Genomic DNA, 13,522 nt, shown 5'->3' on the forward strand with positions numbered 1-13,522 from the left:
TCGCTCTCCTCGTGAGGGCGGTTGGGAAGGGCCCCCGCATCTACGGAACCCGATAACAGGGGGCCCTTCCTCCCACGTCAGGGCAGGGTCCACTTTTGGTTGGCGGCGCCGGAGATGCAGTCCCAGAGGTGGACGTTCTGGCCGTCGGCGGAGCTGTTGTCGGAGACGTCCAGGCACTTGCCCGAGCCGGGATTGCGCAGCGAGCCGTCAGCCTGCGGCGCCCAGTTCTGCGCACCGGTGGAGTTGCAGGTCCAGAGCTGGATCTTGGTGCCGTTCGCGGTGCCGGCACCGGAGACGTCCAGGCACTTGCCCAGGGTACGCAGGGTCTGGCCGTTCCTCGTCCAGGTCTGGTGCGCTGACCCGGTACAGGTCCAGATCTGCGCCTGGCTGCCGTCGGCGGTGCCGCCGGCCTCGATCTCCAGGCACTTACCGGCGAGCCCGACGATCGGGCCGGTGCCGCCACCGGAGCCGCCGGTCTGCAGGGTGAAGGCGTCCACGTCGTAGAGGGCGCCGGTGCCGGAGCCGGCGAAGGTCAGGTAGAGCGTGGTGGTGCCGGCCGGCGGGTTCCCGATCGTGCCGGTCACGGTGGTGAAGGTGGCCCAGCCGCCGGTGACCGGCACGGCGGCGCTGCCGAGTACGGTCCCGGTGGCCGAGCCGGCCCGGATCTGGAGGGTGCCGCCGGCACCGGCCGACGAGACCCGGGCGCTGAACGAGGTGACGCCGGCCAGCCGGTACGGCTGGAAGGCGATCCAGTCCCCGTTGTGGATGTCGCCGACGGTCTGGCCACCCTCGGCCGCGGCCTTGGTGAACCTGTTCACCCCGGACGAGCTGCCGTAGTGCTCGGCCTGCCGGTGCTTCGGCGCCAGGACGTGCTGGGTGTGCGTGGTCAGCCCACCCCGGTCGGTGTACTCGGCGTCGAAGATCGGGAAGATGTTCGCCGCGTCGTCGTGCTCGCCGTCGACCGGCATGGTGAGGGTGCCGGAGCAGCCGGTGGCCGAGGTGATCAGGTGGCCGTGGCTGTCGTGCCCGAGGACGTAGTTCATCTTGGCCCGGGAGCAGTCGATGGTGCCGTCCTCCGGGTCGGTGACGGTGATCGAGAACGGCACCGCGTCACCGAAGGCGACGAGCTGACCGCTGGCCGGGGCGTTGATGGTCACCGTCGGCGCGGTGTTGCCGACCCGGATGGTGACGCTGGCGGTCCCGGTGGCGCCGGCCGGATCGCGTACGGTCAGCGTCGCCGTGTACGTGCCGTTCACGGTGTACGTCTTCGTCGGGTTCGCCGCCGTCGACGTGCCGCCGTCGCCGAACGCCCAGGAGTAGCTCAGCGCCCCGCCCTCGGGGTCGGCGGAGCCGGCCGAGGAGAAGCTGACGGTCAGCGGTGCGATCCCGGAGGTCGGGTTGGCACTGGCCACCGCGACCGGGGCCCGGTTGCCTCCGCCGACGTAGTCGAAGCGGTAGAGCGCCGAGTTGGCGTCCCCGTTGAAGTAGCCGGTGCCGTAGTCGAGCACGTAGTAGGAGCCGTCCGGCCCGAACGCGGAGTCCATCACCTGCTTGCCGACCCATCCGAAGGTGTCGATGGTGCCGGGCGAGCCGTCGGCGTCGACGTGGATCGGCTTGATCCAGCCCCGACCGAACTCGGTGGCGAAGAACTGGCCGTCGAAGGACTGCGGGAACTTGGTGGTCGACGGATTCGACGCGCTGTACCGGTAGACGGGGCCGCCCATCGGCGACTCCGAGCCGCCGCCGAACTCCGGCGGGCTGCCGGCGTCACCGGCGTACCGGATCCAGGCCGGCCGGGCGGGCGGCAGGGTGGACTGGCCGGTGTTCCGGAACGAGTTGTTGGTCGGCCCGCCGGTGCAGTTGTACTTCGCCCCGCTCGGCCCGTCCGGGAAGGTCCACTCGTTGTACGTCTCGGTGCTGGTGTTCGTCCCGGTGCAGTACGGCCAGCCGTAGTTGCCGGGCGAGGTGATCCGGTTGAACTCGACCTGCCCGCTCGGCCCCCGGCTGGCGTTGGTGGAGCCGGCGTCCGGGCCGTAGTCGCCGACGTAGACGTGCCCGGTCGCCCTGTCCACGCTCATCCGGAACGGGTTGCGGAAGCCCATCGCGTAGATCTCGGGCCGGGTGTTCGCGGTGCCGGGCGCGAAGAGGTTCCCGCTGGGGATCGAGTACGTCCCGTTGGCGTTCACCTTGATCCGCAGGATCTTGCCGCGCAGGTCGTTGGTGTTGCCGGCCGAGCGCTGCGCGTCGTACGCCGGGTAGCGGTTGGTCCGCTCGTCGATCGGCGCGTAGCCGGCGGACTCGAACGGGTTGCTGTCGTCCCCGGTGGAGAGGTAGAGGTTGCCGGCGGCGTCGAAGTCGATGTCGCCGCCGACGTGACAGCACATCCCCCGGTCCGCCGGCACGTCCAGCACGGTCACCTGGCTTGCCATGTTGAGGGTGAAGTCGGCGTTCAGGGTGAACCGGGCGAGCCGGTTGACCCCGGCGAACGGCGCGAACTGCGCGGGGGTGCCGTTCGCCGGGGCGTCACCGGCCGGCGTGCTCAGCGGCGGGGCGTAGTAGAGGTAGATCTGCCGGTTGGTGGCGAAGCCGGGGTCGACGCCGACGCCCTGCAACCCCTCCTCGTCGTGGGTGTAGACCGGCAGCGTGCCGAGCACCGCCGTGTTGCCGGCCGCGTCGGTGCGGCGCAGCGTGCCGTTGCGGGCGGTGTGCAGCACCGAACGGTCCGGCAGCACCGCGATGGTCATCGGCTCGCCGACCTCGGCGACGCCGCGGGCCAGGGTCACCTGCTGGAAGTCCGACGCGGTGATCGGGTGTGCCCCGGCCGGGGCTGCCGGGGCGAGTACCGCCGGAAGGGTGGCCGCGACCAGCAGCAGCGCGGCACCCGCCGCCCAGCGACGTCGGCGTGCCGGTCGGGATCGGCCGGGTGGATGGGACCGACCGGATCGGCCGGGCGGGCGGGGATGGTCGGTGAGGGACATGGTCGTGCACTCCCGTCCTGGACAGATGCGTACAGGCAGGGCGCTCGCCGTCGCGCCAGATGCCGTCGGGGTGGAACTCCGCCCGGGGGCCGCCGTCCCGCCAAGCCGCGACCGTGCACCGGCATGGGCACACCGGTACGCGACCGCTGTCGTGGGCTAACCGCGCCGTCGGTTACCTCGACGTAGCAATTCTGAGCTGTGCTCGACACAGTAATTTCGATGTGTCGATGTGTCCATACCTTCTGACACATCAACATGAACTTTTGTCGACACGGTGAAAAGTCGTCGTTCCTCGTTGCCGGCGGCTACAACCGCCGGTTGACCGTCTCGGCGGCCAGACCGGCCAGCACCTCCGCGGTTCCGTCGCAGAGTGGCATGTCGGCAAGTGTGGTGAGCGCCGCGTCGACGCGTACCTTGAGCGTTTTTCATCCTCGGTAGGTCGGGTTCTCGACGTGGTGCAGGGCCAGGATGGCGTGCACGATCGTGGTTGTCCGGGACGGGCTGCAGCGCAGCTTGGTCAGGACTTTCCAGGTCTTCAAGGTGGCGACGGCGCGTTCACCAAGGGCGCGGATACAGGCGTGGGCCTTGTTCACGGCCTTCTGTCGGTGTGACAGCTTGGGCCGGTAGCGATGACGCTTGAACGGGGTGCGGACACAACCGCCGGCCCCTTGGTACGCCGTGTCCGCGAAGGTCATCACGTTCGCGTTGGTCAACGCCGCGACGATGCCATGGGTGCGGGCGGCGGTCAGGTCGTGTGCCGAGCCGGGCAGCGCCGCCGACGCCCAGACGAGGCGTCCGGCCGGATCGGCGATGACTTGCACGTTCATCCCATGCCGCCGGTGCTTCCCGGAGTAGTACGGCTTCTGGTCGTGTACGCGGTCGGTCGGGATCAGGGTGCCGTCGAGGATGGCGTAGGCCAGCAGCCGGATCCTGTTCATCGAGCCGTTTCCAAGCTGATCTTGCAGCTCAGGGTGGGTGCGGCGGACCCGGTGATCGATGGGCGCGAGGCTCCAGGTAGGACAGCAAATCGACCAAAACCCGATGCTCCGACCGGGAGCCTCGCCATGCTGTCCTACCCAGCCACGATCCCGTTGTCCAACCGGACCCTGAACCACCTCGCCGACCGCATCCGCGCCCACCGCCAGCAGCGCCGATCCCGCTGGCGACGACTGAACCCAGGCCGGCAGGCCTTACTCGCCCTGGCCCATCTGCGCAACGGCGACACCTACACCCGCCTCGCCGCCGGCTTCGAGATCGGCGTGGCTACCGCTTGGCGCTACGTCCAAGAAGCGATCGCCCTGCTCAGCGCAGCCGCCGAAGACCTCGACACCGCCATACGGCGCATCCGGCTGCTGGCCTACGCGATCCTGGACGGCACCCTGATCCCGATCGACCGCGTCGCCGACCAGAAGCCGTACTACTCCGGCAAGCACAAGCGTCACGGCGTGAACGTCCAGGTCATCGCCGATGCAGTCAGTCGACTCGTGTGGGCCTCACCAACCCTGCCGGGCTCGACCCACGATCTGACCGCCGCCCGCGATCACGGCATCATCGACACCCTGACCAGCGCGGCGGTGATGACCATCACAGACAAGGGGTATCAGGGTACGCGCGGTAGCGTGCGCACGCCGTTCAAGCAGCGCCGCTTCCGGCCGAAGCTGTCACGCCGGCAGAAATCCGTGAACCGGGCACACGCGAAAATCCGTGCTCGCGGTGAACGCGCAATCGCCACACTCAAGACCTTAAAGATCCTGACCAAGCTGCGCTGCTGCCCACACCGCGCGACCGCAATCGCGCAGGCCATCCTCGTGCTGCACCACGTCGAAGCCAACCGCTACGCAGGATGAAAATGGCTCCTTGATCATCTGCTCGATCCGGTCCAGCGCACCGGCGTCGACGATGATGGCCCGCAGCTCGGCGGCACCCTCCGGGTCGAGCTCAGGGTTGCCGAAGAGCGCTCGCAACCGCTGCGCCTGGGCCCGGTCGGCACTCCCCCGGGCCAGCGCCATCATCACCGTCGGCTTCCCCTCCCGGAGGTCGTCCAGAATGGACTTCCCGGTGACCGTCGGATCGCCGAAGACCCCGAGTACGTCGTCGCGGAGCTGGAACGCGTCGCCCAGCGGATCGCCGAACGCGGCCAGCGCGGTCAGCAGCTCGGCGGATCCGGCCGCCAGGGCGGCACCGATCTGCAACGGCCGGGTCACCGTGTAACGGGCAGCCCAATCTGCTGGCGTCTACTCACCCGCGACCACGACTACGCCGACCCCGGCAGCAACTGCTCTACCCGCCGCAAGCTCTCGATTGACAATGCGACCGGCTCATCAGCAACTCCACCGCCCACATCACCCTCACTATAACGAGGCCGCGTAGACGGTTCCGATCGTTTTTCTTCGCAGTCGTCCACGAGATAGTCCGGAAACGGCCTACAGCCCACCCCGAATCCTCCTGGGCGAAGCCGGCCGGTCCGCCCCAAGCACATCCAGGACAGCCGAGAGGCTGGAGATGGCGTGCTCGATGGTCCGGGTGAGATCCGTGGCATCTCGGTGTCGCAGACGGCCTGCCGTTCGAGGCGCCTCCGATCGCACCTTGAGGTGACGTTCGATTTCTAGCACCGGCACTCCCACCTCAACGTCGAGGTCGTCACGGAGGCGGTTGCGCAACTGCCGCACCACTTGAATCGCCTCGGCAGAACGGCCCGCCTTCTTCAATCCCTCGGCGAGAAAGCCGTGCAGTGCCTCGTGATACGGGTACTGCCGCACCCATCCAAACAGGTCGACGAGCACCTCATCCTCTCGACCCTGCCCTACTTTCAGTCGGACATACTGTTCGATCGAACGAACCCGAGCCTCCTCGAGAGCGGCAACCTGCCCGGCGAGCACCTCGGACTCGACGTCCTCCAACGCTTGGCCGCGCCAGAGGCTCAGCGCCTTCCTCAGACATAGACAACTACCATCGACATCGCCACTCGCCGCTAGCTTGTCGGCGTCCGCGCACAGACGGCGAAACATCAGCACATCGGACTGTTCCTCTGAGAGCAGGAGACTGTAACTGTGGCCCGACGAACGATCTCGGCCGGTACTTCGGACCGGCGTAGTCTGCCCCGGATCACACCCAGGCAATTCTGCACCTGTTGACGTGCGGTGCTGGGCGGATCAGCGTGCCACACCGCGTCGATCAGGTGCTGAGTCGATACTGACTGGTTCGCCATCAACACCAGAGCTGCGAGAATCTTCCGCTCGCGGGGACCGCCGAGGCGGTTGGACGCGGTAGACGCCACCGAGAGCGGGCCCAGGATCCGAAATTCCACAAACGACCCCCGGTCATCGTTTCGTGACCTAACGCATGATCCTCGCTTCCGTTCACATCTGTCAATACCTACAGCTATATCGATAGATCTATATATTATCCCGTCGGCCGGCGTCCACGGCTACGGCAGAGCTCGGCGACGGCCATGATAAGCCGGACGATCGCGATCGCGAGCCCTACACTGAAGATGACGATCCACAGCCGAGGGGTGCCGGGCAACCACGCGATCAGTCCGAGTGTCACCAGCAGGTGAGCTGTCATCACACCGAGCCGGAGGCGAGCCGGCCGCAGCGGCAGGAGCGCCACTGCGGCCGATGTCGCCGCCACTGGCAGCAGGATGACCAGGTATACCGCAAGAGCAGTCATCGTTCAGGTCAACTGCTGTGGGATGGATCGGTGGGATAGTTCTTGCCGATGCAGAGATGCGCGCTTGCCGGGTTGTATCCAGCATCCTGCGGCGGGACGCTCATCGGACTCATCCCCCATGGGTTCCCCGACCGGTCGGTGTCGGTGTCGCAGTCGCCGAACGGATGCTCGTCGGCTGTGCCGGGCACGTTGCTGAAGCGGTCGAAGAACCCGGTCGCCGCAGTGCTCGCGTCGTTCTTCACGGCTCCAGTCTGCGTCATTGCTCGGCCGTTGCGGTAGAGGTACTGATCGGGCATCCAGCTACTGTGCAGGATGTGACGGCTATTGACCTGCCGGACCATCCCGTTCGCACAGCTCTCGAAACCGAGTTCTTGCCAGATTGGTGGGGCCTGGCCAAACATGCTGGCGTTGAGACCGGGCACAGCCCCCCGGTCGAAGAACATCTCCCGTAGGTTCTCCGCCAGGTCCACGACCGGCCGGGCCACCAGGATGCTGTCCTCCAACCGGTCGACCCAGGCTTGGAACGCGTCGGACGGACCATCGACTCCCAGCATCGGCCGATAGCCGATGGACCCGCCAGTGACGACCCTTGCCAGCACACAGACCGCATCGACCTCGGTCTCGACACCAGCGGTGTTGCGCAACTTTGGCGCGATGCCGGCGTACGCGTAAGCGCGGCCAGGCAGGATACCCGTGGACACCGGATCGACGCTGGTATAGGCGCGGTTGTGGGCGTTCAGGTCACGAATTCGGTAGCGCAGGTCGGGCGGCGCGATGCCGTAGCTGGCTTGCACAGCACCGAATAGATTCCGGACGAACTGTGGCAGATGTGTGTTACCGGTTCGATGCTCGTATTCTGCCCACTCACTGCCCGGGATCACCCGCCCGCTGCTGTCGGCGACGAATCCAATGGTCGCCTTGGTCTTGATCTTGTAATGGTCGTCGTCGTCAAAGTGGCTCGGCCGGTTGGCGCTGGTGGGCCGATCGGTGTGCGGCTGAGCGAACCCGATCCACCGACCGATGCTCGCACCGTCCGGATGGTTCACAGGGTCCCAACCGGCGGTGACGACCTGATGCCTCCAGTTCTGGGCGAAGGTCCTGATCGCGGGCTCAAGACAGTTGCCGGTGCCCGGTGCGGTGCAGGCGGGCAGACCCAGCAGGTCGTCCGTGCGCTCCATTCCCCAGTCGTACAGTGACCTCGGGTCCTTGAGCGGGCCAGCCATCCAGCTCCCTGGCCAATTCGTGGTGATGTCCTGATCCTCGTCGAAAACCGCGACGGCCTCCACCGCGTCTTCCCGGTACGTGCCGTTGATCGGTACGAACGCCATTGCGTCGAACGCCACGTCCTGACTGCCGTCGCCGTCGGGGGTAACCGAGGTCAGGGTCACCTGGGGTACACCGTTGAACATGAACGCACCGAGGGAGATCCACCGGTTGCCGTTGCCGGGCTGTTTGATCACCCTGACCCGGTCGCCGTTGGCGGTCTTGACCACGTAGCGGGCGAACTTGGTATGTGCGCCGTGGTCGGGGAGTGCGACCAGGATTCGCATCGGTCCATTCCGCGAGCTGTTCAGCTTCCACGTCGCGTTGACCTCCAGCCGGCCACCCAGGTCGGCGGCGGTTCTGGTGTGAGTAAACCAGAAGTGGCCGCCGAAGCCACCGCCGATTTGGTGGGTGTCGATTTTTCCGGGGTACTGTCCGCTGCCGTCGGCCTTGAAGGTGAACTGGAAGGTGCCCGCGTTGGCCCACAACCGGCCACAGTTCGGCCGGACAGATGGCGTGCCGTCCGGTACGTCGTCCACAATCTGGGCGTTGCCCGGCAGTCCGTCGAGGCCGCATCGTGGCGAGTACGCGGTGCCATCCTCTTGGTAGGCGTAGCCCGGGTCGAAGCGGAGCAGTTCATTGCCACAGGAGTAAGAACAGTCGGCTTTCCAGGTGCTCGGTTCGTGGTACCAGCAGCGCAGATCGAACCGTCCGGCGGAGTCCTTGTGCCCGCACGGCCCGGCTGGTTCACCGATGACGTCCGGCGCGTTCGGGAGGTGCCGCGCGTCCGGGTCGCACTGGTTCGTCGAATCGCAGAACTGCTCCACGGGCGGCTTCGCCTGCGCCCTGTTCATCCGGCCGATGGTGTCGCCGCCGTTCCACCATGCGGCGCGGTATCCCGCCACCAGAGTATCGGGAGCTTCCAGCACCTCCACCGGATGCCCGGCCCAGCCCATCACCTTCTCCGGGTACGGCCAGTCCTGCGGATGTGCCGCATCCTGGTAGGTGGTCTCGAGGAAAGGGTTCCGGTTGGCCGGGTATCTGGGGTTGACGGGGTTGTTCGCCCAACCCACGCCCCATGGCAAGCTGTTGCCGGCGTCAGGGTAGAAGCCCGAGTTGTACGCCCAGACCGCGTAGAACCAGTTTTCAATTTTGGAAGGGTCGCCGTTGTTGATGATCATTTCGGCAGAGCGGGTCTGGTTCCACTTACTGACGAGGATATCCAGTCCGGCCGCAATGTTGACGGCAAAGTCCAATGCTATCGCGCGTTGTATGTGGTAAGGCCGTGCCTGCTCGCCGGGCTTTTCCCGGCCAGCCAGGCGCATTCCGTCGGTCACCTGCATAACCCCGTATCCGCAGTCCGCGTCAGCCCAGTTGATCGTCCAGTCGTCCGCCTCGGTGTCGTTGTAGATGTCGACTCCGAAGTAGTTGCCGATCAGCGGATTGGCCGTGACGCCAGGCACGGCGAAGCGGGCGGCCTGCCACAGGTTCGACTCCTGGGCCGCGATCCCCAACAGCACCTGTGCGGGCACCCAGCCTCCGCCGGTCAAGCCCTGCCAGGGAAACAGCCCTTGCGGGGTATACGCCGGCATGTTCAGGTTCTTCCAGTTCGCGGGACGCTGTACATGTAGCACGTCCCGTACGGCCTGGTCGACGGCCCACTCCACCTGGCGTGGCTTGGGCTGCATCGCCTGGTTGGCCGGATCGTTGCGTGGCACGGAGCAGTAGCGGTCGCTGAGGTCGGCCGGGCTATGCGGATCTCCGGCCAGAGTGCGGGCGCCCGGCCGTATCCGGGTCCGTACTGCCGGACTGAGCTGCCGGCCGGCGTTCGCGCCCTGTGCGCCGTAGGAGCCCCCGTCGGGGGTGGTCGAGAACTTGATTGACCGGCTGGTGGCCAGCACGGTGGCGGCGATCATGACCGGCTCGGCGACGATGGTGTCCGGCGACGCGGTGCGTGGGTCGGGCCGTGCCCGGAGCACCGAAGTGATGGCCAGGCGGCCCTTCGTGGAAACCTGGCTCCCCTTGGGCACGTCCAGCAGCGACACGCTCGCAGGCACGGGGCTGAGTCGGGCCGCAGGTGCCGCACCGGTCACGAACACCCGGCCGCCCTGGCCGGACGTGACATCCAGGTCGTTGAGCGAACCGGCCGCGAGCGTGCGGACCGACGCCGCGCGTCCCCTGCCCGCGCCGGGCAGTGCGGCGCGCCGGACACTGACCTGATTGGTAGCAGTGCGTTCCATGAAGACCACGCCGCCGTCCCGGTCTGCGGCGAGTTTGAACGGCACGCCGCTGGCCGCCGCGAGCACTCGGCGTACGCCCTTGCCGTCGACGCGCACTACTGCGCCGTTGTCCGCAGCGACGATGCCCTGTGCGGTGGGAACCGGCGAGGTCAATTGGCCGGGAACGACAATCTTGGCTCGCACTACGGCCGAGCCGGTCTCGACCCGGATCAGTCGGGTACGTCCCAGGTCTTCGTCGCCGCCCTGGGTCAGGATGGCCTCCTCCGTTGGACCGCACCCTGGGTTGAAGTAGGCGATGCTGGACTGCACAGGAAGCTTGATGATCTCGCCATTGCGCATGTCGATGACTGCTGTGAAGCCCCCCCGGTCGAACAAATCGGTCTCATTGGTGAACGTCCGGGGGGCGTACACCACGACCATTTTGCGGCCTGACCCCGTCACACAGGCATTCCCGATCCAGGAATCGGCTTCCAGCCCGGGTTCGGACAGCGTTGCCAACGTCCGCCACCGGTAACCGTCGGATTCATTGGCGGTCAAGACGTGGAAACCGTCAGCGTCTCCGGCGGTTGCCCAGGCCAGGTCTCCTGACTGCTCCCAGCCCGGGCCGAGGAGCTCCGCCCGCCTCTCCGAGGGGATTCCGTCTGGGCCCGTCGGCACGGGCCGCTGCTCAAGCAGATCGGTGTCCGGCTTCGGCTGTGCCTGAGCTGCTGCGGTGGGCGCCGATACCACGGCGAGGGTCACAGCAACGGCGCAGACAATGCGGCGTCCGGAGCGACCGGCGCTCATGAGACGTTCCTTGCCGCGAAACTCCTAGCCGAAGAACGGTGTGTGGTCCTGCGTACGCGGTCGTCCCTGATACTCAACGGTTGCCTCCCCGTCGTCGGATCGGGACAGTATCGAGCGGCCGACCATTCCGTCATCCTCAAAGGCCCATCGCTGCGGCACTGGCCCGACGTAAACCCGGCTGGATGGGCGGTGTGCCGGTACATCTCGTCGCTCGGTCGACGCTGACCGACGGGGTCGGAGGCCGGCGATGGCGCGACGGTGGGAATCTGGTGATCTCCGCACCTACCGTCCGTTCGTAATGCCCAAGCACCAGGGAACGAGGGAGCGGAAACGGATGATCTCCAGGACCGGAAGATGTGGACTGCTCGCCCGACTGCTGGTCGCGGTGGCGCTCGCAGTTGCGGGCAGCGCAGCGCTGCTTCCCCAAGCCGTACAGTCCGCACCGGCGACGAGCGTGAGTGACCACGCCCCGACGAATGATCAACCGATGGCCTGCTACGAGGGGCTGATCCCGGGCAGTAGCAGGTACGACGCGCCCATCAGCACGCACGTGTACGGCTCCGCCTGCACCACCCGGTGGGCCCGGCTCGTCTACGACAACAGCAGCAGCTGCTGCGTTCCGTACTGGGTGAAGATCGACCGGCAGGAGTACACCACCTACGGATGGCTCACCAGCCACACCCGGGTCAAGAAGGTCAACTCGCAGGCCTTCGGCATCCACAATACCGCGACTGTGCCCTGGTTCCAGTACAGCGACCAGCGATTTCACGCGTGCTGGGGCGCCGGCCCCACCGAGCCCCTCAACTGGCAATGCGGTCCCTGGGTGAACTGACCCGAACCTCTTCGGTCGTCGAAAGGGTTCGACCCGTTGAAGATGTGGTGGCCCGAGTTCGGGATCTGGCCCAAATTCCGTGATGGGGGTGGACCCCTGTCAGGCCAGCAGGACGCGTTTGCGGAGCAGGTCGAGGTTGGCTCTGCCGTACATCTGCCTCTTGATCATCTTTATGCGGTTGACGTGCCCTTCGACGGGTCCGGAGTTGTAGGGCAGGGTCAGGCCGTTGACGACGGCGTGGTGGTCTCGGCGCAGGCCGGTGGTGAAGGAACGTAGGTCGGGCTGGTCATCGGCGTCCACGGCGGTGATCCACGCGTCGAGTCGGTGGCCGTGGCGGCCGGTGAGGATTTCCGCGAATGCGGTGACGTGCCTGGCCAGGGCGTCCAGGTGTGGGCAGGCGGCGCGTACCTGGGCCAGGTGGTCCCGCTCGTCGGCGTCGAGGTTGTTGGGGTGGCGGAGCAGCCAGGTGGTGATGGCGCGGACTTTGGGTGGCCGCCATGGAGCCGGGGCCGGGGTGGTGGCCGTTCGCAGGGGTTGGAGGTAGGTGCGCAGGGTAGCGATCGTGCCGCGGTAGCCGCGGGCGCGGATCTCGGCGAACAGCAGCGCGGCGTTGGTGGTCCCGTCGTTCCATCGTTGTTGCAGGTAGGCGACATGCTCGTCGAGGATGCTGGGGCGCCCGGCGTGGGCCTTGGCGAGGAGTTCTTCGACGCTGCTGGCGCGGGCGAACCGGCGCACCGTGTTCCGGCCCATCCCGAGCTGGCGGCTGATCGCCTTGATCGTGACGCCTTGCCCGCGTAGGGCCTGGACCTGCGCGTAGTCGCGTCGCAGACGCGGGACCAGGAGTCCCTGCTCGGCCCGGTCGACCTGGGCTTGGGTCGTGACCTGGCCCAGGTCCGGTCCTGATGGTGACGGTGGTGGACGTAGCGCTTCGGTGAGGCAGCGGTGGTGCCGGGCTACCGTCTTTTCGACGTGTTCGGCCAGGTTGTGCCATAGATGCCAGCGGTCGGCGACCTGGATGGCCTGGGGTGCTCCGGTGCGGGCGCCGTCGGCGTAGGCGTTGGCCCGGTCTCGGCAGACGACCTGGATCTGCGGGTGGTTGGCCAGCCAGCCGGCGAGGGTGGCCGCTTCTCGGTCGGGTAGCAGGTCGATCGGACGACGGGTGGTGAGGTCGATGAGCACGGTGGCGTAGTGGCGGCCTCGGCGCAGGGCGAAGTCGTCCACGCCAAGCACGGTGGGGCGTGGTGTTTCCGGCTCGGGCAAGGCGCGTAGTCCCCGCAGGATGCTGCTGCGGCTGACGGTCCAGCCCAACCGGCTGGCCAGCCGGGCGCCGGCCCGGCCGGCCAGCGCCAACCCGATCCTCTCCAGCGACCGCTGCGACGGCGGACTGTGCCTGGCATATCTGCGGGTCAGGCCAGGGATCTGCTCAACAAACGTGCGCGCGGGGCACGCCGGAGTCTCGCAGAAGAACCGTCGCACCCGCAGCCGGATCTCCACCGGCTCGCCGGCCAACGCGGCGTCGGTCAACCGGCGCTCATAACGACTGTGAACCCGGCTGCCGTTGCGGCCGCATCTTCCACAGACTGCCCGACGGGCCCGCGATCGGGCCCATAACCGCCGACCACCAGCGCGACGCTCGATCCGGTCAACGCCCACGCCAGCCAGGTGCGGCAGCAGCACCGCGAGGTCAGCCAATCGCACGGCCGCCGACCTTACACAGTGGACCAAGCACCACAGGGGTCAGGACCGATCAC

The 13,522-nt window shown here is 67.2% G+C and carries 8 protein-coding genes and 1 pseudogene; 2 read left to right on the plus strand and 7 right to left on the minus strand.

Translation table 11 applies throughout. The features are described 5' to 3' along the window. Positions 1–77: 77 nt before the first annotated feature. On the minus strand, positions 78–2,978 hold the full coding sequence (locus EV371_RS04785; RefSeq protein ID WP_130460972.1) for a PQQ-dependent sugar dehydrogenase: 2,901 nt from the start codon (positions 2,976–2,978) through the stop codon (positions 78–80). A gap of 425 nt (positions 2,979–3,403) precedes the next feature. Next, positions 3,404–3,919: pseudogene (locus EV371_RS04790) on the minus strand (transposase family protein); the annotation flags it as partial. Positions 3,920–4,042: 123 nt separating this feature from the next. Between EV371_RS04790 and EV371_RS04795 the strand changes: the two are divergent. Continuing rightward, the gene (locus EV371_RS04795; protein WP_130460973.1) at positions 4,043–4,825 is read left to right on the plus strand and encodes a transposase family protein; all 783 of its coding nucleotides are present in this window, start codon (positions 4,043–4,045) and stop codon (positions 4,823–4,825) included. Here the strand turns inward: EV371_RS04795 and EV371_RS04800 are convergent. From EV371_RS04800 to EV371_RS04815, 4 genes are all read right to left on the minus strand, one after another. Beyond that, a complete protein-coding gene (locus EV371_RS04800; protein ID WP_486484482.1) occupies positions 4,721–5,182 on the minus strand; it encodes a polyprenyl synthetase family protein in 462 nt (153 codons plus the stop codon). The two genes, EV371_RS04795 and EV371_RS04800, sit on opposite strands and share 105 nt — an antisense overlap. 219 nt (positions 5,183–5,401) lie before the next feature. Further along, entirely contained in the window at positions 5,402–5,986 is a 585-nt protein-coding gene (locus EV371_RS04805; protein ID WP_486484908.1) for an AfsR/SARP family transcriptional regulator, read from the minus strand. Further along, positions 5,986–6,285 (minus strand): winged helix-turn-helix domain-containing protein, encoded by a 300-nt coding sequence (locus EV371_RS04810; RefSeq protein ID WP_130460975.1) that lies wholly within the window; start codon positions 6,283–6,285, stop codon positions 5,986–5,988. The genes EV371_RS04805 and EV371_RS04810 overlap by 1 nt, the downstream gene beginning before the upstream one ends. Before the next feature lie 373 nt (positions 6,286–6,658). Beyond that, the gene (locus EV371_RS04815) at positions 6,659–10,939 is read right to left on the minus strand and encodes a golvesin C-terminal-like domain-containing protein (RefSeq protein ID WP_130460976.1); all 4,281 of its coding nucleotides are present in this window, start codon (positions 10,937–10,939) and stop codon (positions 6,659–6,661) included. 334 nt (positions 10,940–11,273) lie between these two features. Here EV371_RS04815 and EV371_RS04820 point away from each other — a divergent pair, with 334 nt between their 5' ends. After that, complete coding sequence (locus tag EV371_RS04820; RefSeq protein WP_130460977.1) at positions 11,274–11,771, plus strand: hypothetical protein; 498 nt, start codon at positions 11,274–11,276, stop codon at positions 11,769–11,771. A 99-nt stretch (positions 11,772–11,870) separates the two neighbouring features. Here EV371_RS04820 and EV371_RS04825 read toward each other — a convergent pair whose 3' ends face one another. Beyond that, the gene (locus EV371_RS04825) at positions 11,871–13,469 is read right to left on the minus strand and encodes an ISL3 family transposase (RefSeq protein WP_486484483.1); all 1,599 of its coding nucleotides are present in this window, start codon (positions 13,467–13,469) and stop codon (positions 11,871–11,873) included. Positions 13,470–13,522: the final 53 nt, after the last annotated feature.

The organism is Plantactinospora sp. CNZ321, from assembly GCF_004217235.1.